18 protein-coding genes are annotated in these 19,061 nt (G+C 66.3%); 10 read left to right on the top strand and 8 right to left on the bottom strand.

Going from position 1 to position 19,061, the window contains the following annotated elements; all coding sequences use genetic code 11:
• Positions 1-69: 69 nt before the first annotated feature.
• Positions 70-822 (bottom strand): SDR family NAD(P)-dependent oxidoreductase, encoded by a 753-nt coding sequence (locus AC3FLX_RS06960; RefSeq protein WP_488695080.1) that lies wholly within the window; start codon positions 820-822, stop codon positions 70-72.
• Positions 819-1,682, bottom strand: coding sequence for a fumarylacetoacetate hydrolase family protein (locus AC3FLX_RS06955; RefSeq protein ID WP_488695078.1), 864 nt, complete (start codon positions 1,680-1,682; stop codon positions 819-821). The genes AC3FLX_RS06960 and AC3FLX_RS06955 overlap by 4 nt, the downstream gene beginning before the upstream one ends.
• A 124-nt stretch (positions 1,683-1,806) precedes the next feature.
• Between AC3FLX_RS06955 and AC3FLX_RS06950 the strand changes: the two genes are divergently transcribed.
• A complete protein-coding gene (locus tag AC3FLX_RS06950; RefSeq protein ID WP_488695077.1) occupies positions 1,807-2,772 on the top strand; it encodes a LysR family transcriptional regulator in 966 nt (321 codons plus the stop codon).
• Here AC3FLX_RS06950 and AC3FLX_RS06945 read toward each other — a convergent pair.
• A complete protein-coding gene (locus tag AC3FLX_RS06945; protein ID WP_488695075.1) occupies positions 2,769-4,034 on the bottom strand; it encodes an NAD(P)/FAD-dependent oxidoreductase in 1,266 nt (421 codons plus the stop codon). The genes AC3FLX_RS06950 and AC3FLX_RS06945 overlap by 4 nt on opposite strands.
• The gene (locus AC3FLX_RS06940) at positions 4,034-5,104 is read right to left on the bottom strand and encodes a LysR substrate-binding domain-containing protein (protein WP_488695073.1); all 1,071 of its coding nucleotides are present in this window, start codon (positions 5,102-5,104) and stop codon (positions 4,034-4,036) included. The genes AC3FLX_RS06945 and AC3FLX_RS06940 overlap by 1 nt, the downstream gene beginning before the upstream one ends.
• A gap of 145 nt (positions 5,105-5,249) precedes the next feature.
• Between AC3FLX_RS06940 and AC3FLX_RS06935 the strand changes: the two genes are divergently transcribed.
• The 5 genes from AC3FLX_RS06935 to AC3FLX_RS06915 all read left to right on the top strand — a co-directional run bounded on the left by AC3FLX_RS06935 (position 5,250) and on the right by AC3FLX_RS06915 (position 11,668).
• Positions 5,250-6,275 carry a tripartite tricarboxylate transporter substrate binding protein gene (locus AC3FLX_RS06935; protein WP_488695071.1) on the top strand — a complete coding sequence of 342 codons (1,026 nt, stop codon included), beginning with the start codon at positions 5,250-5,252 and terminating at the stop codon, positions 6,273-6,275.
• A gap of 21 nt (positions 6,276-6,296) precedes the next feature.
• Positions 6,297-7,820: a UxaA family hydrolase gene (locus tag AC3FLX_RS06930; RefSeq protein WP_488695069.1), complete on the top strand. Its 1,524-nt coding sequence runs from the start codon at positions 6,297-6,299 to the stop codon at positions 7,818-7,820.
• A gap of 51 nt (positions 7,821-7,871) precedes the next feature.
• Positions 7,872-9,341 carry an NAD-dependent succinate-semialdehyde dehydrogenase gene (locus tag AC3FLX_RS06925; protein WP_488695067.1) on the top strand — a complete coding sequence of 490 codons (1,470 nt, stop codon included), beginning with the start codon at positions 7,872-7,874 and terminating at the stop codon, positions 9,339-9,341.
• A gap of 45 nt (positions 9,342-9,386) precedes the next feature.
• Positions 9,387-10,190, top strand: a complete 804-nt coding sequence (gene hpaI / locus AC3FLX_RS06920; protein WP_488695066.1) for a 4-hydroxy-2-oxoheptanedioate aldolase — start codon at positions 9,387-9,389, stop codon at positions 10,188-10,190.
• Positions 10,191-10,267: 77 nt separating this feature from the next.
• On the top strand, positions 10,268-11,668 hold the full coding sequence (locus tag AC3FLX_RS06915) for an FAD-binding oxidoreductase (protein WP_488695594.1): 1,401 nt from the start codon (positions 10,268-10,270) through the stop codon (positions 11,666-11,668).
• 194 nt (positions 11,669-11,862) lie between these two features.
• Here AC3FLX_RS06915 and AC3FLX_RS06910 read toward each other — a convergent pair whose 3' ends face one another.
• Positions 11,863-12,783: an EamA family transporter gene (locus AC3FLX_RS06910; RefSeq protein ID WP_488695064.1), complete on the bottom strand. Its 921-nt coding sequence runs from the start codon at positions 12,781-12,783 to the stop codon at positions 11,863-11,865.
• Positions 12,784-12,985: 202 nt separating this feature from the next.
• Between AC3FLX_RS06910 and AC3FLX_RS06905 the strand changes: the two genes are divergently transcribed.
• Positions 12,986-13,870, top strand: a complete 885-nt coding sequence (locus AC3FLX_RS06905) for a LysR family transcriptional regulator (protein ID WP_488695063.1) — start codon at positions 12,986-12,988, stop codon at positions 13,868-13,870.
• Between the two features lie 72 nt (positions 13,871-13,942).
• Here AC3FLX_RS06905 and AC3FLX_RS06900 read toward each other — a convergent pair whose 3' ends face one another.
• Positions 13,943-14,122, bottom strand: coding sequence for a CsbD family protein (locus AC3FLX_RS06900; RefSeq protein ID WP_488695061.1), 180 nt, complete (start codon positions 14,120-14,122; stop codon positions 13,943-13,945).
• A 329-nt stretch (positions 14,123-14,451) separates the two neighbouring features.
• On the opposite strand from AC3FLX_RS06900, the gene AC3FLX_RS06895 reads away from it, so the two are divergent.
• The 3 genes from AC3FLX_RS06895 to AC3FLX_RS06885 all read left to right on the top strand — a co-directional run bounded on the left by AC3FLX_RS06895 (position 14,452) and on the right by AC3FLX_RS06885 (position 17,242).
• A complete protein-coding gene (locus tag AC3FLX_RS06895; protein WP_488695060.1) occupies positions 14,452-15,069 on the top strand; it encodes an ABC transporter ATP-binding protein in 618 nt (205 codons plus the stop codon).
• Positions 15,066-15,863, top strand: coding sequence for an ABC transporter permease (locus tag AC3FLX_RS06890; RefSeq protein WP_488695059.1), 798 nt, complete (start codon positions 15,066-15,068; stop codon positions 15,861-15,863). The genes AC3FLX_RS06895 and AC3FLX_RS06890 overlap by 4 nt, the downstream gene beginning before the upstream one ends.
• A 317-nt stretch (positions 15,864-16,180) precedes the next feature.
• Positions 16,181-17,242, top strand: coding sequence for a porin (locus AC3FLX_RS06885; protein WP_488695057.1), 1,062 nt, complete (start codon positions 16,181-16,183; stop codon positions 17,240-17,242).
• A gap of 54 nt (positions 17,243-17,296) precedes the next feature.
• Here AC3FLX_RS06885 and AC3FLX_RS06880 read toward each other — a convergent pair whose 3' ends face one another.
• Both AC3FLX_RS06880 and AC3FLX_RS06875 read right to left on the bottom strand, forming a co-directional pair.
• Positions 17,297-18,556, bottom strand: coding sequence for an MFS transporter (locus AC3FLX_RS06880; protein ID WP_488695056.1), 1,260 nt, complete (start codon positions 18,554-18,556; stop codon positions 17,297-17,299).
• Position 18,557: 1 nt separating this feature from the next.
• Complete coding sequence (locus tag AC3FLX_RS06875) at positions 18,558-19,061, bottom strand: flavin reductase (RefSeq protein WP_488695054.1); 504 nt, start codon at positions 19,059-19,061, stop codon at positions 18,558-18,560.

Genomic DNA, 19,061 nt, shown 5'->3' with positions numbered 1-19,061 from the left:
CGTCCGTGCACATGGTTCTGGGTGGCCGCCCCGAGGTACGTGCCCTGGGGTCTGTGCCTGGTAACTGCCTTAGTAGGTGGCGCGTCCGCCCGACAGGTCGAATACCGATCCGGTGCTGAACGCGCAGTCCTCCGTCGTCAGCCACGCGATCATCGCCGCGGCTTCGTCGACCTCCAGGAATCGGCCCATCGGGATCTTCGACAGCATGAACGCGATGTGCTGCTCGCTCATCGAATCGAAGATCGGGGTTTTGGCCGCGGCGGGCGTCACGGCATTGACGAGCACACCGCTCTGCGCCAGCTCCTTGCCCAGCGACTTGGTCAGCCCGATCACGCCGGCCTTCGACGCGCTGTAGTGCGAGGCATTCGGGTTGCCCTCCTTGCCAGCCACCGAAGCGATGTTCACGATGCGGCCGAACTTCTGCGCGATCATGTACGGCACCACGGCACGACAGGTCAGATAGGTGCCGATCAGGTTCACCTCGATCACGCGGCGCCAGACCGATGGGTCCAGCTCCCACGTGGTGGCGTTGCCGCCGGTAATGCCGGCGCTGTTCACCAGCCCGTCGATACGGCCCAGCTTTTCGACCGTGGCCCGCGCGGCGGCATCGACGGCGGCCTCTTCGGTCAGCTCGACCACTTCGCCCGTGACCTTGCCGACGCGAGACAGTGCCTCGCACGCTTTCACGAGTTGCGCTTCATTGATGTCCCACAGCGATACCACCGCGCCCGACCGCAGCATGCGTTCGGCCACGGCGTAGCCAATGCCCTGCGCGCCGCCGGTAATCACAACCACACGGCCCTTCAGATCGAGCTGGTTCATTGGGCACCTCCCACGTTGGCGGCCACGGTCTTCTGCTGCTGTTCACCCAGCCCCGTGATGCCCAGGCGCATGGTCTGGCCCACGGTCAGGTACACCGGATTCGGCTTCTGTCCCAGCCCGACGCCAGGCGGCGTACCGGTGGAAATCACATCGCCGGGCTGCAGGCTCATGAACTGGCTGATATAGGAGACCACGGTCGGCACGTCGAAGATCATCGTGCGCGTGTTGCCGTCCTGGTATCGCTTGCCGTCGACCTCCAGCCACATTTGCAGCGCCTGCGCGTCGGGCACCTCGTCGCGCGTCACCAGCCACGGTCCCATCGGGCCAAAGGTGTCGCAGCCCTTGCCCTTGTCCCACTGGCCGCCGCGCTCCAGCTGATATGCACGCTCCGAGACATCGTTGACGATGCAGTAGCCGGCCACGTAGTCGAGCGCATCGGCCTTGGACACATAGCGCGCCGTCTTGCCGATCACCACGCCAAGCTCCACTTCCCAGTCCACCTTTTCCGCGCGCGGCGGAATCTCGACGTCATCGTTCGGGCCGACGATCGCACTCGTCGCCTTCATGAACAGCACCGGTTCGGCCGGTATCGGCATGCCCGATTCCGCCGCGTGGTCCGAGTAGTTCAGGCCCACGCAGATCATCTTGCCGACGCCCCCCACGCATGCACCGATGCGCGGCTGCCCCTGCACCAGCGGCAGCGATGTCGGGTCGATGGCGGCCAGCCTGGCCAGGGTTTCGGGTGCGATGGTGGCGCCCGTGATGTCCGGCACATGGGCCGAAAGGTCGCGCATGCGCCCTTGTGCATCGATCAGGCCGGGCCGTTCCTGGCCGGCGGCGCCGTAGCGGATCAGCTTCATCTTGTCTCCTGTGTTTTGCGTGGTGTGAGAAGCATCCGTTGCACTGTAAGCCGCGCCGCTATATCGTTCCAATCAATTTATAAGAGCGAGCAATTCCATTCTGGAATATCGCGGGAGACAAGAAATGTCGCTGACACGCCGCCTGGTGAACCGGCTCAAGCTCAAGCATTGGGCGCTGCTGAGCGCGCTGGCCGAGACACCGACGCTGAATCAGGCCGCCGCGCTGATGAACGTCACCCAGCCCTCGGCCACCAAGATGCTGGCCGATATCGAACAGGCGTTTGGCTTTGCGATCTTCGAGCGCCATGCGCGCGGCATGCGGCCGACGCCCCTTGGAACGGAGGTCGTGACCTACGCGCGGCACACGCAGGCCAGCCTGGACCGCTTTCTGGAAGATCTGGAGATCCGCCGCCGGGGCGGCCACGGACAACTGGTATTTGGCGCGATCATGGGCGCCGCGCCGGACCTGGTGGCCGCGGCGGTGGCCGATATCAAGCGCGAGCGGCCCCGGCTAGGCGTGCGCATCCTGGGTGAAACCAGCGACCAGATCGGCGTGCTGCTGGAGCGGCACGAGATCGAGCTGGCGGTGGGCCGGTTTGCCGGCCCGCTGGATCACAACCGGTTCGATTTCTGCGCGCTGTCCGATGAGCCGCTACGCATCGTGGTGCGCAGCGGGCATCCGCTGCTGCAAGCCCGGCAAGGGGCGAGCCTGGGTTGGGATGAACTCGTGCGCTGGCCGTGGGTGCTGCAGACACTCACCAGCCCGGCGCGGCTGATGCTCGAAGACCAGTTCGCCAATGCCCAGGTATCCACGCCGCAGGACGTGATCGAATGCTCGTCGATCTTCGCCACGCTGCAGTTGCTGCAGTCCGGCGATGCGATTGCGATGCTGCCCGAGTCGGTGGTGCGCGACCACGTGCGCGCGTCGCTGCTGGCCACGCTACCCGTGGATGTCGGCCAGGACATGAAGGCGTTCGGCATCCTGACGCGCAAGAACGAAGCGCTATCCGATGTGGCGACGGCATTCGTCGGCCATCTTCAGGCACGCGCGCAGTCGAAAACCCAGGCCGCTCACGCGGCGGCCAGCTAGGCGCCGAACCGGCGGGGATCGTACGGCGCGGGGTCCACGTAAGGCGTCTCGCGGTCGAACAGCTCCGCCAGCAGACGGGCCGTGGCAGGGCCCAGTGTCAGCCCCTGGTGGCCGTGGCCAAAGTGGAACCACAGGTTGGCGTGGCGCGGTGCCCGCCCCACCACGGGCCGCATGTCCGCGATGCAGGGCCGGGCGCCCATCCACGGTTCCGCTTCCACCGGCTTGCCCAGCCGCACCAGATCGGCGGCCAGCATTTCCGCGCGCATGGACTGTACCGGCGTCGGCGGCGCTTCGTGATGCGCGAATTCGGCGCCCGTGGTCAGCCGCAATCCCTGACGCATCGGCGCCAGCAGCATGCCGTTTTCCGCGTCGAGCAACGGCTTGCCCGGCATGGCGTCGACCTGATAGTGACGGTGATAGCCGCGCTTGACGAACAGCGGCAGCCGGTAGCCGAGCCGGTGCGTCAGCCCGGCCGCCCACGGTCCAAGTGCGATCACGGCGTGCTCGGCATCGACCGCGCCGCTGCCGGTCCGCACCGTCCAACCGCTGCCCGATGCGTGCAGGGTATCGGCATCGCCACGCAGCAGCACGCCACCTTCCCGTTCGAACAGCGCCGCATAGCGCGCCACCAGTTCGCCAGGGTCGCTGACGGTCCACGGGTCCTGCCAATGCACGGCGCCGGCCATCGGCCGCAGCAGCACCGGTTCCTCGGCGGCAAGCGCCGCGCTGTCGAGAATCGCATGGCGCAACTGGTGGGCGGCCGCCACCGTGGCGGCTTCCTTCGCGGCGGCCTCGAACGCGGCCGGTGTCCGGTACGCTTCCAGCCAGCCCGTCTTGCGGATCAGGTCCTGCGCGCCCGCTCGTTCGATCAACGGCGCGTGTTCGTCGATGCAATGACGGATCAGCGCCGCATAGGCACTGACCGTCGCGGCATAGCGCTGCGGCGCCGATGCGTGCCAGTAACGGGCCAGCGAAGGCACCAGCGACGGCAGCGCGCGCAGGTGGTAATGCACGTCGTTGCCGCGCCGCGCCGCCACCCGCAGGATGGCCTGCCACGCACGCGGAAACGCATAGGGCTGCACCGCCTCGCGCTGGATGATGCCCGCGTTGCCGTACGAGGTCTCGCGCCCCGGCGCATTGCGGTCCACCAGGCATACCGCATGACCGCGCCGTTGCAGCGCCAGCGCGGTGCAAACGCCGACGATGCCGGCGCCAAGCACGATCACATCGGTTCGGTAGGAATTTCGGGAAGCGTCTGTCATCACGTCTTGCCTGCTGTGTTCGATGTGTTCGATGTATTCGGCGTCTTGCGCGTACCTTGGGTCTTCCGGGTATTTCCGTTATTCCGGACGGTGCCCGTGCCGCCGGTTCGGGCGGTCTTGCGAGGCTTGCCGGCCCCGTCAATCTCGCCCGCCGCGTCGCGCAGGCAGCCAACCAGCTCGGCCACGCTCGGCGGCAGCCTGCGGTCCCGCAGCGTGATCAACCCGACGGGCGGCAAATCCACCTCCACGGGCATCGCCAGCACATGAAAGCGCCCCTCGGCCTGCAACTGGCGCCCCACGGCGCGGGCGACGAATCCCACCGCCCGCCGTTGCGCCACGAATGTGGTGACGGCCAGATACGAGGACGACTCCATGATGTCCGCCGGCGGATGCTCGCCGTGCCGGTGAAAAGCCTGCTCGATCTTGACGCGCAGCGACGCCCAGGGCGGCGGCAGCACCAGCGGATTCCGCGCCAGGTCGGTCCAGCCAGGGCGCGCCTTGCGCGCGAGCGCATGATCGGCCGCGACGATGGCCACCATCGGTTCCTCGTAGAGCGCCTCGGTAACCAGGTCCGGCGCCGCGTAGGCCGGCTCCAGCCGTCCGACGATCACATCGAGCTCGGATAGCCGCAAGCGCGGCAGCAGATGGGTCAGATCGCCTTCTTCCACCAGCACCGTCGCCCGTGGCGAGCGCGCCTTGAGGCGCGTCACCGCCTGCGCCAGCAGCACCGGCAGCGTGGCGCTCATCGATCCCACGCGCACACGGCCCGCCGCCCCACTGGCCACGGCCTCGATCTCGTCGCGCGTCACGTCGTACTGGGCCAGCACCGCACGGGCAAACCGCACCAGCGATTCTCCGGCGGGCGTTGGCTCCGTGCCGCGCGTGGAGCGCGTGAACAGCGTCAGGCCCAGCATCTTCTCCACCTCGGCCAGCACCTTCGATACGGCCGGCTGGCTCACCGACAGGAATTCGGCCGTGCGGCCCAGATGGCGAAACTCATCGAGCGCCACCAGCAGCTGCAGGTGGCGTAACTTGATGTTGGAACGGAAGGCCCGGTCGATATGTGCCATGACGGCGAGTCTACCTAACCATAAGGTTATGAAGCAATGCCAATTTTCTATTGGATGGTTATGTTCGGCGCGCCCACAATCGCTGGCAGAGCGGATTGGCACCAATGCCGGTCCGCGACCTAAAACAAGATTGGAGACATTCCCCATGACGCAAGGTCTTCCCGCCAGCCTTTCGCGCCGCCGGCTTCTGCTGGGCAGCGCGGCCGCCACCGCCGTTGCCGCGACCGGCACGGCCAGCCTGCTCGTGCCGCGCATTGCGCGCGCCGCCGGCGAGTATCCCGACCGTCCCATCACGTTCATCTGCCCGTGGCCGGTGGGCGGCACGGCGGACCAATCGATGCGCGCGCTGTGTCAGGTGGCTTCGGGGATTCTCAAGCAGTCCATCGTCGTCGAAAACCGCGCGGGTGCCTCGGGCATGATCGGCACCAAGGCACTGGCCCGCGCCAACCCCGACGGCTACACGATCGGCCAGATCCCGATTTCGGTTACGCGCTTTTCGCAGCTCGGCATGCTGCAGCTCGATCCGCGTACCGAACTGACCTATCTGGCACGCACGTCGGGTCAGACCTTCGGTATCGCGGTACCCGCCGGCTCACGTTTCAAGACGCTGGCCGACGTGATCGCCGAAGCCAAGGCCCATCCGGGACGCATCACTTACGCGCACGCCGGTATCGGCGGCGCCACGCACGTCGGCATGGAACAGTTCGCGCTGGCCGCCGGCGTGAAGTTCAATGCCATTGCCTACAAGGGCGGCTCGCAGGCACTGCAGGACGTGCTGGCCAATCAGGTGGACCTGCTGGCCGATTCGAGTTCGTGGGCGCCGCATGTGGAAGGCGGCAAGCTGCGTCTGCTGGCCACCTGGGGCGAGCAGCGCACGCCGCGCTTCAAGGACACGCCCACGCTCAAGGAGCTTGGATTCAACGTCGTGGTGGAAGCGCCCAACGGCATCGGCGCGCCCAAGGGCCTGCCGCCCGATGTCGAGAAGAAGCTGCGCGACGCCTTCCGCGCCGCCGTGGCCAGCGCCGAGTTCAAGACCGTGGCCGCCCGCATCGACGCGCCGATCATGTACCTGGACGGCCCCGACTACAAGAAGTACATCTCCACGGTCTATGACCAGGAAACGCAGCTGATCCAGCGCCTGAAGCTCAAGGAAATGCTCGCCCAGAGCTAACCCGCCACGCATCTGTCAACCGTGACTCTGAACCCCGTCATTCGCCTGCACGCCAACGATAACGTCCTGATCGCCCGTGGCGACCTGACACTGGGCCAGCATCTGGAAGACCTGGGCGTGCGCGTGCGCGCCCAGGTGCCGGCCGGGCACAAGATTGCCGCACGCGCGATTGCGCGCGGCGAGCAGGTCAGGAAGTACGACACCGTGATCGGCATAGCCGACCGCGACATCGCGCCCGGCGATCACGTGCACAGCCATAACCTCCGGCTCGTGGACTTCTACCGCGACCCATCGTTCTGCAGCGATGTGCGGCCCGTGGCCTATGTGCCGGAGGCGGAGCGCGCCACGTTCATGGGCTATGTGCGTCCCGACGGCCGCGTCGGCACGCGCAATTTCATCGGCATCCTGTCGTCCGTGAACTGCTCGGCCACCGTGATCAAGCACATCGCCGCGCATTTCACGAAGGAACGGCTCGCCGCGTATCCCAACGTCGATGGCGTGGCCGCATTCGCGCAGAGCAGCGGCTGCGGCATGTCGTCGCCAAGCGAGCATTTCGACCTCCTGCGCCGCACCATCGCGGGCTATGCCCGGCATCCGAACCTGGCCGGCGTGCTGATCGTCGGCCTGGGCTGCGAACGCAATCAGGTGGCGTCGCTGGTGGAATCCCAGGGCCTGGTCCCCGGCGAGAACCTCCATACGCTGGTGATGCAGGACACCGGCGGCACGCGCGCCACGATCGAAGCGGGCATTCGCGCCATCGAAGCAATGCTGCCAGCGGCCAATGCCTTCCAGCGGCAACGCGCCAGCGCCAGCCATATCAAGATCGGCCTCGAATGCGGCGGCTCGGACGGCTTCTCGGGGATTACCGCCAACCCGGCGCTCGGCGCCGCGATGGACATCCTCGTGCGCCACGGCGGCACGGCGATCCTGTCGGAAACACCCGAAATCCACGGCGTGGAATACATGCTCACGCGCCGCGCGGTCACGCCCGAAGTCGGCCAGAAGCTGCTGGACCGGCTGGCCTGGTGGGAGCGCTATACCGCCGGGCAGAACGCGCAGTTCAACGGCGTGGTCGGCCACGGCAACCAGCAGGGCGGCCTTGCGAATATCTTCGAGAAATCGCTCGGCTCCGCCATGAAAGGCGGCACCACGCCACTGCAGGCCGTGTACGAGTATGCCGAGCCGATCGACAAGGCTGGCTTCGTCTTCATGGATTCCCCCGGCTATGACCCCGTGGCCGCCACGGGCCAAATCGCCAGCGGCGCCAACCTGATCTGCTTCACCACCGGGCGCGGTTCGATGTTCGGGTCCAAGCCCGCGCCGACGATCAAGCTCGCGTCGAATTCGCCGATGTACCGGCGGCTCGAAGAAGACATGGACATCAACTGCGGCCTGGTGCTCGACGGCGAGCTAAGCGTCGCGCAGATGGGCGAACGGATCTTCGAACACATCCTGCGCGCCGCTTCCGGCGAGCCAACCAAGAGCGAACTGCTGGGGCTGGGCGATCACGAGTTCGTGCCCTGGCATGTGGGGATCGTCAGCTAGCGCCGTCGCGTTTCACCCGCCTGCCATCCAATATCCGTTTCACGTAGACCCATGCTGACCACCCTCACCGACCGCACCCTGCTGCGCACGCAGAACTTCATCGACCAGCAGTGGTGCGACAGCCGTGCCCGCCTTGATGTCACCGATCCCGCCACGGGCCAGGTCATCGCCGATGTGCCGGACAGCGACGCCACCGACGCGCAACGCGCCGCCGATGCCGCCGCTGCCGCCTTCCCGGCCTGGAGCCGCCGCACCGCGCGCGATCGCGCGCAGATCGTCAAGCGCTGGCACGCGCTGATCCTGGCCAACGAGCAGGACCTGGCGCGCATCATCTCCGCCGAGCAGGGCAAGCCGATGCACGAGAGCCTGGGCGAAGTACGCTATGGCGCATCGTACGTGGAATGGTTCGCGGAAGAAGCCACGCGCATCCGCGGCGACGTGGTGGCCGAGGCGGTGCCAGGCCGCAAGATGATCGTGCTGAAGGAACCGGTGGGCGTGGTGGCCGCCATCACGCCGTGGAATTTCCCGCTGGCGATGATCGCGCGCAAGATCGCTCCCGCGCTGGCGGCCGGTTGCACCGTGGTGGCCAAGCCGGCGGAAGACACGCCGCTGACCGCGCTGGCGCTGGTCTACCTGGCCGAACAGGCCGGGCTGCCCCAGGGCGTGCTCAATATCGTCACCGCATCGCGCGCCAATACGCCGGCCGTGGTCGATGCCTGGCTGGCCGACTCCCGCGTGCGCAAGATCACGTTCACCGGGTCGACGCCCGTCGGCAAGCATCTGGCGCGCGAATCGGCCGGCACGCTCAAGAAGCTGTCGCTGGAACTGGGCGGCAACGCGCCGTTCATCGTCTTCGACGACGCCGATCTCGATGCCGCCGTCGAAGGGCTGATGGCCGCCAAGTTCCGCAACGGCGGCCAGACCTGCGTATGCCCGAACCGCGTCTACGTGCAGGCCGGCGTGCATGACGCCTTCGTCGAAAAACTGGCCGCCCGCGTCGGCGCGCTGCATGTGGGGCCGGCCACCGAACCCGCCGCGCAGATCGGCCCGATGATCAATGCCCGCGCCGTGGACAAGATCGACCGCCACGTACGCGATGCCGTGGACAACGGCGCGCGCGTGGTGGTGGGCGGCGAGCGCGTGCGCACCGATGACGGCCCGCACTACTACGCGCCGACCGTGCTGGCGGGCGCCACGCCTGCCATGATGCTGGCGCAGGAGGAAACGTTTGGCCCGGTGGCGCCGGTATTCCGCTTCACGCACGAGGACGAGGTGGTCCGCGATGCCAACGACACACCGTTCGGGCTGGCCGCGTACTTCTATTCGAACGACGTGCGCCGCATCTGGCGCGTGGCGCAGGCGCTGGAAACCGGCATCGTCGGCATCAACGAGGGCGCGCTGGCCTCCGAGGCGGCGCCGTTTGGCGGCGTCAAGGAATCAGGCTACGGCCGCGAAGGATCGCGTCACGGACTTGACGATTACATGCATACCAAGTATCTGTGCCAGGGCCAGTTGATCTGAGACCGATCCGACGCTGATCCGACGCACTTCGAGGAGACCCCCCGCATGCCCGCGCATAACCCCTTCAAGACCGCCCTTGCCGCCCGCCAGGCCCAGATCGGACTATGGATGTCCGGCGCCACGCCGTATCTGGCCGAGATCAGCGCCACGGCCGGCTTCGACTGGCTGCTGGTCGATGGCGAACACGCACCCAACGACGTGCGGACGATCCTCCAGACGCTGCAGGCGCTGGCCCCGTACCGCTCCCAGCCCGTGGTGCGCGCCGTATCGGGCGAGACCGCGCTGATCAAGCAGTTGCTGGACATCGGCGCGCGCACGTTGCTGATTCCGATGGTCGATACCGCCGAGCAGGCCGCCGCGCTGGTGCGCGCCACGCGCTATCCGCCGTTTGGCGTGCGTGGTGTGGGTAGCGCCGTGGCGCGCGTGTCCCAATGGAGCGCCCGCAAGGACTACCTGGCCGTGGCCGACGACGAAGTCTGCCTGCTGGTGCAGGCCGAGACCGTGACTGCCATGCAGAACCTGGAAGCGATCTGTGCCGTCGACGGCGTGGATGGCGTGTTCATTGGCCCGGCCGATCTGGCCGCGTCGATGGGCCATCGCGGCAATCCCGGCCACCCGGATGTACAGGCGCAGATCGAAAGCGCCATGCGCACGATCATCGCTAGCGGCAAGGCCGCCGGCACGCTGACTTCAGACAATGCGCTCGTGCGTCGATATCTGGAGCTGGGCTGCACCTTCGTGGCCACCGGCGTCGACGTGCTCGTCTACGCCAACGCGGCGCGCAAGCTGGCCGCCGAATTCCTGCCGGAACGCGCACAGCAAGTGTCCGCGCCCGGCGCCGCCTACTGAGTCTGGAAGTACCGAGTCCGAAGATGTCCTCGCTGCCCATTGAAACCAAGCCCAACCAAGACGCGCTGCTGACGGCCATGCTGGCCATCGTCGGCCCCAACGGCTGCCTGAGCGCCGAAGCCGATACCGAGCCGTTCGTCACCGACTATCGCCGCATCTATCGCGGCAAGTCGCCGCTGGTGGTCATGCCGTCCACCACGGAGCAGGTCAGCCGCGTCATGACGTGGTGCCACGAACATGACGTGCCCGTGGTGCCGCAGGGCGGCAATACGTCGCTGATGGGGGGCGCCGTGCCCGACGACAGCGGCACGGCCGTGGTGATCAGCCTGAAGAAGATGAACCGCGTGCTGGCGATCGACACAATCAACGACACGATGACGGTCGAGGCCGGCGTGACGCTGTCCGGCGCCCGCGCCGCGGCGGACGACGCCGGCCGGCTGTTCCCGCTGCGCATCGGCTCGGAGGGTTCGTGCCAGATCGGCGGCAACCTGTCGACCAACGCCGGCGGCACGGCGGTACTGCGCTACGGCAATATGCGCGACCTGGTGCTCGGTATCGAGGTGGTGCTGCCGGACGGCCGGATCTTTTCTTCGCTCAAGGGTCTGCGCAAGGACAATACCGGGTACGACCTCAAGCACCTGTTCATTGGCGCCGAAGGCACGCTCGGCATCATCACCGGTGCGGTGCTGAAGCTGATGCCGCAACCGCGCGCGACCGCCGTGGCGTTCGTGGCCGTGGAAAGCCCCGAAGCCGCGGTGAAGCTGCTGGGCGAAGCCCGCGCGCTTTCCGGCGGTGCCGTGACGGCGTTCGAGCTGATCTCCGCCCCCGCGCTCGACCTCGTGCTCGAATACCTCGGCAATGCTCCCTCGCCGCTGTCCGGCCGGCACGACTGGATGGTGCTGATCGAGCTGACCTCGGGCACCGACGAGGAAACCCTCAGCGGCACGCTGATGGAAATCCTGGAGACCGGGCTGGGCAACCAATGGGTGGTGGACGCCGCCGTGGCATCGAGCCTGGCCGACGTGCAGCAGTTCTGGCGCATCCGCGAGGAAATCTCGGATGCGCAGACGCGCACCGGCGGCAGCATCAAGTGCGATATCTCGGTGCCGGTGTCACGCATCGCGCAGTTCATCGAGAAGGCTTCCGCCGAGGTACTGGCGCTGGAGCCGGCCACGCGCATGGTGATTTACGGCCATATGGGCGACGGCAACGTCCACTTCAATCCGCTGCGCCCGAAAGACCGCGATGCGAAGGATTTCCTGGCGCAGTGGTACAAGCCGGTGTCCGACCTGGTGGACGGACTCGCCTATGCCGAAAACGGTTCGATCTCCGCCGAACACGGCATTGGCGTGGCCAAGCGAGACGACCTGAGCCGCTACAAGTCCTCCGTCGAGTTGGAACTGATGTGGCAGGTCAAGCGCGCACTTGATCCGAAGAACCTGCTGAACCCTGGCCGGGTGCTGCCGAAGCTGGGCTGACGTCGCGCTGGACTCCCCTCTCTCGCACTGCGGGGGAGAGGGCTGGCGGCTCAAGTCGAGACAAGTCGCAATTTGAACCTCTGCGCCCTCTCCCCCAACCCCTCTCCCGCACTGCGGGAGAGGGGAGCTAAAACGTCGGCTGACGGCGAGCGGTACGAAGTGGACGAACGTATGGTCGTCCAGATCGCCCCCCCTCATGAATTGAGCTGCTTGCCTTCCCCGCCACCCATCTCCCTTTTCACGGGAGAGGCGGGCGCATGGCCACGGTTGTTCGCCAACTGACTGAGCCAGACGCCGCCCAGCACCAGTACCATGCCCGCGATCTGCGCGGCGCTCAGTGTCTGGCCCAGCACGATCCATCCGATCAGCACCGCCGTGAGCGGACTCAGGAACCCGAGCGTCGCCACGGGACCGGGCCCCAGACGCGCGATGCCACGGAACCACAGCACGTAGGTCAGCGCGGCGCCGAGCACCGTCAGCCAGGCCATGCCCAGCACGTTGGCCAGCGTCGGCGACGGCAGCGGCGGCTCCAGCCATAGCGCAAAGGGCACCAGCAGGATGCCGCCCGCCGTCAGTTGCCAGGCCGTAAACGTCAACGCCGGCACCGGCGGCTGCCAGCGGCGCGTGAGCACGGTGCCGAGCGCCATCGATACCGCCCCGGCCAGCCCCGCGGCCACGCCCACGACATCGAGCGTGGCCTTTGGCGTCAATACCAGCAACGCCACGCCCAGCAGGCCAGCCAGCGCCGCCGCGATCGCCGCCACGCGAATCGCGGACCCCAGCAGCACGCGCGACAGCACGATCACGATCAGCGGCTGGATGGCGCCGAGAGTGGCCGCCACGCCGCCCGGCAACCGGTAGGCCGACACGAACAGCATGGCCCAGAAGAACGAGAAATTGAGCGCGCCCAGCACCAGCAGCCTGAGCCACCAGTCGCGGGCGGGAAACTGCCGGCCCAGCAACCAGAGCAGGATGCCGGCGGGCAGCGCGCGCAGCGTGGCCACGGTCAGCGGATAGCCCGCCGGCAGCCAGTTCGTGGTGACGAGGTATGTGGTGCCCCAGATGGCGGGCGCCAGCGCGGTCAGTAACAGGTCGGTGGTGCGGTTCGTCTGCATGGCGTCCTGCGTATCAGGCGACAACGAGCAAGGCGTCGTCCACCGTAGAACGGCGCGGCTCGACGGCGTCGGTGATGGGATGCGTGACAGCAATGGTCATGGCAATTCGGATCGGGATATCGATACCGCAGCCTACCGAACCTCGCCATGCACCAGAAGCCGGCGTATATTCAACACACCATTTACTGCCAGTAATGAATCCGTGGACCATCTGACCGCATTACGTGTTTTCCGGGAAGTGGTGCGGCATAACGGCTTTGCCGCGGCTGGCCGCAAGCTGGGCCTGTCTTCCCCTGCCGTCAGCAAGAATGTCAGCGAGCTGGAAGCGCACCTGTCGGCGCGGCTTCTCAACCGCACCACGCGGCGCCTGAGCCTGACCGAGGCCGGCGCCCGCTACTACGCGCAGATCGGCCAGATTCTCGACGATCTCGACGAAACCGAGCGCTCGCTGAATCCGTCGGACGACAATCCCGCCGGTACCCTGCGCGTCAGTGCACCGGTATCGCTGACGCTGGTGCGGCTGTCGCAGGCCATTCCGGCATTCCTGGCGCGCTATCCGAACCTGAAGCTCGATCTGCATCTGGACGACCGCCGCGTCGACCTGATCCAGGACGGCTTCGATGTCGCCATTCGTGGCAGCGACCGTCTGCTCGACTCCACGCTCGTGGCGCGCCGGCTCATGACGTTGCAACACGTGGTCTGCGCATCGCCGGACTATTTTGCTCGCCACGGCCGCCCGGCGGCACCCGACGACTTGCGCGCCCACACCTGCATCCAGTTCTCGCTATCGGGCCACGCCAATGAATGGACGTTCCGCAAAGGCGACGACGAGCGCCGCATTCCGGTGGATGGCCGCTACAAGGTCAGCTCCAGCCTGGCCGTGCGCGATGCGCTGCGCGCGGGCTTTGGCCTGACGCTGATTCCATGTACCTACGTGCAGGACGATCTGGCGCGCGGCACGCTGACAACCGCGCTCGATGACTGGCACATGCCCGAGACCGGCATCTTTGCCGTGTATCCGTCGCGGCGGCATCTCGATGCCAAGGTGCGCGCGTTCGTGGATTTTCTGGTGGATGCGTTGCGCTGATCGACGCAAAAAAGCGGGACGTTGGTCCCGCTTCATCGTGCATACCGGCAAGCCGGTGTCGCAGTGAATCGCTTATCGCGGATTCTTCTTCATGTCGGACTTGGCATCGCCATAGGCGGCCTGGGTGCGGCCGGCCACCTGTTCGGCCTTGCCCTTCAGTTCGGTGGACGTCTTGCCGGTCACCTTGCCAGCCAGCTCCTTGGCCTTGCCCTTGGCCTCGTTCATGCGGCCCTTCACCTGGTCCTTGTTCATGATCGTGCTCCTGTGGTCGGTTGCAGAACATCCGGTCTCTGCCGCAGGCCGCGTCGGGGTGGGCGCTGGCGGCAGGGAACGGCGCTGATTCATAGTGTAGGGAGCACGCTTGCCGCACTGTGTAGGACTTGTTCGCAATCTCTTGTCGGACGTGCCCGGCGAAATCGACAAAATCCGCGCCTGCTGGAAAGCAGATTCGCAATCCGATCACTAGAATTTGACCGTATGCCCGCCATGCGCTCAAGACGTCATTAATGCGCCATTAATACGCCCGCGATACGCTTGCGCCCCTCCTACGCCCCTGCCCCGCCTGCCAATCCGCATTGCCAATGGACGGCCACCTGCACATTCAACACCTCGCCGGCCACGGCCGTGGCCCCTATACGTTCGACGTGGCGGGCGGCAAATGCACGGTGCTGTCCGGCACCTCCGGCAGCGGCAAGAGCCTGCTGCTACGCATGATTGCGGACCTGGATCCGAACGACGGCGACGTACGCATTGGCAGCACATCGCGCGAAGCGCTGAGTGGTCCGGCCTGGCGCCGCGAAGTCATCTACGTTGCGGCGGAATCCGGCTGGTGGGCCGACGACGTACGCAGCCATTTCGACGATCACGATCTGGCCGACCCGCGCCTGGCGCGACTGGTACGGCAGGTGGGACTGCGCGACGACATCCTGGCGGCGAGCGTCAGCCATCTGTCGACCGGCGAGCGCCAGCGCCTGGCGTTGCTGCGTGCCGTGATTCGCCGGCCGCGCTTTCTGCTGCTCGATGAGCCGACCGCCGCGCTCGACCGCGACACCACGCTGGCCGTGGAAGCCTTGCTGCGCGAAGTCATGTCCGAAGGGGTCGGCCTGCTGGTCGTTTCGCACAACACCGAACAGGCGGCACGGCTGCGCGACGCGCACTTCCGCCTGTGCCCCGCCGGGCTGGAGGCTGTTGCCGCATGACGCCGATCCTGCTCACCGCCGGCGATCTGATGCTGGCCAGTCTGTTGATCGTGCTGGGCGCCATGCTGTCACTGACGATGTCGCTGGGCATCCATCGCGCGCTGCTTTGGGCCGCCGTGCGCATGGTGGTGCAATTGCTGCTCGTCGGCCTGGTCCTGCGTACCGTGTTCGCACTGTCGTCGCCCTTGCTTACCTTGCTGGTAGTGGCCGCGATGATCGTGGCCGCCGCGCGCGAAGCGGGCAGCCGCCAGGAGCGGCGCTTCGATACCCGCTGGCAGATGCTGATCGGCCTGGCTTCCGTCAGCATGCCGACGCTGATCATCACCGTGCTGGCCCTGATCACCGCGCTGCGCCCCACCCCCTGGTACGACGCCCGCCACGCCATTCCGCTGGCCGGCATCATTCTCGGGAACGCCATGAATGCGGCCAGCCTGACGCTGCACGCGACGCTCACCACTGCGTGGCACCAGCGGCAGGCCATCGAATCGAGGCTAGCGCTTGGCGACGACCGCCACACGGCGTTGCGCCCGATCCTGCGGCAGGCGGTGCGCAGCGGCCTGCTGCCCACCATCAATACGATGGCGGCGGCGGGCATCATCACACTGCCGGGCATCATGACCGGGCAGATCCTGGCCGGCATGGACGCCATCGACGCCGCGCGCTACCAGATCCTGCTGATGTTCCTGCTTGCGGGCGGCAGCCTGCTTGCCGTGGTGCTGGCCGGCTGGCTCGCCGTATGGCGCCTGACCGATGAGCGCCACCGTCTGCGCCTCGACCGTCTTCAGCCTCGCTGAATCTTCGCCAACGCCATATCGGAATTTCCCGAGAGGGCGCTGATGTTCGCGCGACAACCTTTCGGATTCTTCACCGTTTAAAACTCCCGATCGATCGTTGCCGCCGCGCCCGGCCCCCTTCAAGTTGCAACAGTAAAAACACCTTTGGAAGGATCGCTTCGCATAACTACGATGCGAAGGACCCCACGCATGTCAGCGCAGACATTGGCACACGAAAATTCTGATACTGAGTGACGAAATAACGAGCTAAATCAAAGCCACAAACTTCATGCCTTCCGATCATTGCGGGACTCTTTTTCAACATGGAGAACCAAGGTATGAAGATTAAGCTGGCAGCTACGGCAGCAGCAGCGATGTTTGCTATGGGCGCTCAAGCCCAGTCGAGCGTAACCCTGTATGGCGTCGCCGATGTCGGCGTGGAATACCTGAACCGCACCGCATCGAACAACAGCAACGTCCGCATGCAATCTGGCAACGGCAGCACCACCGGATCCTGGTGGGGCCTGCGCGGTGTGGAAGACCTGGGTGGCGGCATGAAGGCCATCTTCGCGCTGGAAAGCGGCTTCCAACTGGACAGCGGTTCCAAGGCTGATAACCGTCTCTTCGGCCGTCAAGCCTATCTGGGCCTGCAGAGCCGCTTCGGCACGCTGACGCTGGGCCGTCAACAAACGCCGATTTACGATTTCACGCTGGCCTTCGATCCGATGGCGGCCACGTCTCAGTATTCGATCATCAATCTCGATCGGCAGATGGCCAGCCGCGCCGACAACGCGATCAAGTACCAAGGCAAGTTTGGCAACCTGACGGCATCGGCCCTGTATAGCTTCGGCTATGACATGACCGACTCGCTCACCAACGGCTGGGGCGCTGGCGAGATTCCTGGCAACTACAAGAAGGGTCGTGAATACTCCGCCGGCCTGCGCTACACCACGGGTCCGCTGGACCTCGGCCTCGTCTATGACCTGCGCCAGCCTACCGACAACGTCAAGGATCAGCGCGCTTCCCTGGGCGCCAGCTATGCGTTCAACCAGGCCAAGGTCTTTGCCGGCTATCGCTGGGAGAACCTGACCGGCGCCGGCGAAGAATTCCATCGCAGCAACATCTACTGGATCGGCGTCGGCTACCAGGCCACGCCTGCCCTGATGCTGAAGGGCGCGGTCTACTACAACGACTTCGCCGGCACGAGTGCCGACCCGGTCGTCTTCGTCGCCACGGCCGACTACGCGTTCTCGAAGCGCACCAGCGCATACCTCGACCTCGGCTATGCCTTGAACCGTAAAAAGAACGGTGTCGAGTCGCGGGCAAGCCTGAGTGCTGACAACATCCTCAACGGCAACAGCCAGTTTGGCGCGATGGTCGGTATCCGTCACCGGTTCTAACGCGGTAGCAAGACACTTTCCATTTACCCGGCCTCGTGCCGGGTTTTTTTTCGCCTATCGCCTGCCGCCGGCCAGCCGCTTTGCGTCCGGATGCCCGCGCAGCCGCCACATCGCCACGCAACCCAGCGCCGGGCCGATGGCCAGCATGCCGAAGCCGCCGCGCCAGCCCAGCCATTCGACGATGTCGGGCACCAGGTGAATGCTGACCAGCGTCAGCAGAAAACCCGCGCACGTCTGCGCCGTCAGCAGCGTGCCGATCGACGACGGCTCGGCCAGCTCGGTCACGCTGGCGGAGAACTGCGCGGAATCGGCGATGACCGAGATCCCCCAGATCAACGCGACCGTCACGAGCACGGCCATCGGTGCCTGATCGAGCCAGCCCATCAGCGCCGCGCACGATGCGCTGATGGCCATCGCGCCAATCGTGACGGCGGTACGGCCCACGCGGTCGGCCAGCCATCCGCCAAACCATGCGCCGATGCCCCCGATGGCGATCGCCGCGAACGTCAGCAGTTCGGCCCGGCTGCGTGCGTCGGCGATGCCGCGCGTGGCGAATGTCTGCTGCAGGAATAGCGCCAGCCATGCCCACATCGCATAGAGTTCCCACATATGGCCCAGATACCCCAGGTTGGCCAGCCGTACAGCGGGCTGCCGCCAGGCCTGCGCGATTTTTGCCGGATCGATGCGCGCGGCTTTTCTGAGATTCGGGCCGATCCCGGCCAGGCCGATCAGCAACGCCGCCCCGGCCGCGCAGAGCGCCGCCACGGCGTAGATCGTGCGCCAGTCCGGCCCGCCGGCAGCAGGCATCAGGTACGCGGCCACCAGGTGCGGGCTGGCCGAGCCGATGGTCAGCGCTCCAACCAGCAGGCCGATCAGCAAGCCCAGGTCAGCCTGTGCCCACGTTGCGGCCAGGCGCATGCCTACCGGATATACGCCAGCCATACACATGCCGGTGATGAACCGCAGCACCACCACCGCTCCGCCGGTAGGGGCGATGAAGGCAAGCGTGCCCGTCGCCACCGCGGCCACCAGCGCCGATCCGGCAAACAGGCGGCGCAGGTCGTAGCGGTCCGGCAACGACAGCAGCGCGGACATCAGCGTGCCCGCCACAAAGCCAAACTGCACCGCGCTCGTCAGCAGTGCCTCATCGAAAGCGGAAATCGCATCGGTTCGTTTGATGACAGCCACGGCGGTGCTGGCGGAAAACCACACACCCATCGCCGCCACCTCCGCCAGCAGCAGAATGGCGATCGAAAACAGCTTGCCGCGCTGGCGCTGCTGCGCGGGCGCGGCTGCGGAAGACGGCGTTGCCATCTCAGGCGGCCGCGGGATGCGGGGCCATGCCCACGGGATGGAAGTCGCGTCCGAAATAGATTAGGCCAGCACGTCCGCTGGCGCTATGCGCCGCCTTGACCGCGCAGAAGAACACGGTATGCGTGCCCACTTCCGTCACCGAAGTGATCTCGCAATCGAGCGCGCTGACCACGCCATGCAGCACCGGCGCACCCGTGACCAGCCGTGCCCAGTCCGTGCAGGCAAAGCGTTCGTCGATCGACAGGTCCTTGTCGGCAAAGCGCATGGCGATATCGCGCTGTTCGGCGGCCAGCACGTTCACGCAGAGGCGCCCGTTCTGGCGGATCGCCGCGTTATTGCGGCTGGCCCGGTTGATGCAGACCAGCAGCGTGGGTGGATCGTCCGTGACGGGGCAAACCGCCGATGCCGTGCAGCCGGCCATCCCGGCCTCGCCATCGGTGGTAATGACGTTGACGGCGGCGCCCAGCCCCGCCATCGCGTCTCGAAATGTTGTTTTGTCTACCAT

It is taken from the genome of Cupriavidus sp. 291-E7 (genome assembly GCF_057798835.1).
This window is presented reverse-complemented; position numbering and strand designations above follow the sequence as displayed.

Coding starts and splice junctions, on each gene's coding strand:
- AC3FLX_RS06885 (WP_488695057.1), top strand. CDS start 16,181: ATGAAGATTAAGCTGGCAGCTACGGCAGCAGCAGCGATGTTTGCTATG.
- AC3FLX_RS06925 (WP_488695067.1), top strand. CDS start 7,872: ATGCTGACCACCCTCACCGACCGCACCCTGCTGCGCACGCAGAACTTC.
- AC3FLX_RS06910 (WP_488695064.1), bottom strand. CDS start 12,783: ATGCAGACGAACCGCACCACCGACCTGTTACTGACCGCGCTGGCGCCC.
- AC3FLX_RS06880 (WP_488695056.1), bottom strand. CDS start 18,556: ATGGCAACGCCGTCTTCCGCAGCCGCGCCCGCGCAGCAGCGCCAGCGC.
- hpaI (WP_488695066.1), top strand. CDS start 9,387: ATGCCCGCGCATAACCCCTTCAAGACCGCCCTTGCCGCCCGCCAGGCC.
- AC3FLX_RS06940 (WP_488695073.1), bottom strand. CDS start 5,104: ATGGCACATATCGACCGGGCCTTCCGTTCCAACATCAAGTTACGCCAC.
- AC3FLX_RS06935 (WP_488695071.1), top strand. CDS start 5,250: ATGACGCAAGGTCTTCCCGCCAGCCTTTCGCGCCGCCGGCTTCTGCTG.
- AC3FLX_RS06875 (WP_488695054.1), bottom strand. CDS start 19,061: ATGGTAGACAAAACAACATTTCGAGACGCGATGGCGGGGCTGGGCGCC.
- AC3FLX_RS06915 (WP_488695594.1), top strand. CDS start 10,268: ATGCTGGCCATCGTCGGCCCCAACGGCTGCCTGAGCGCCGAAGCCGAT.
- AC3FLX_RS06895 (WP_488695060.1), top strand. CDS start 14,452: ATGGACGGCCACCTGCACATTCAACACCTCGCCGGCCACGGCCGTGGC.
- AC3FLX_RS06945 (WP_488695075.1), bottom strand. CDS start 4,034: ATGACAGACGCTTCCCGAAATTCCTACCGAACCGATGTGATCGTGCTT.
- AC3FLX_RS06960 (WP_488695080.1), bottom strand. CDS start 822: ATGAACCAGCTCGATCTGAAGGGCCGTGTGGTTGTGATTACCGGCGGC.
- AC3FLX_RS06900 (WP_488695061.1), bottom strand. CDS start 14,122: ATGAACAAGGACCAGGTGAAGGGCCGCATGAACGAGGCCAAGGGCAAG.
- AC3FLX_RS06955 (WP_488695078.1), bottom strand. CDS start 1,682: ATGAAGCTGATCCGCTACGGCGCCGCCGGCCAGGAACGGCCCGGCCTG.
- AC3FLX_RS06890 (WP_488695059.1), top strand. CDS start 15,066: ATGACGCCGATCCTGCTCACCGCCGGCGATCTGATGCTGGCCAGTCTG.
- AC3FLX_RS06950 (WP_488695077.1), top strand. CDS start 1,807: ATGTCGCTGACACGCCGCCTGGTGAACCGGCTCAAGCTCAAGCATTGG.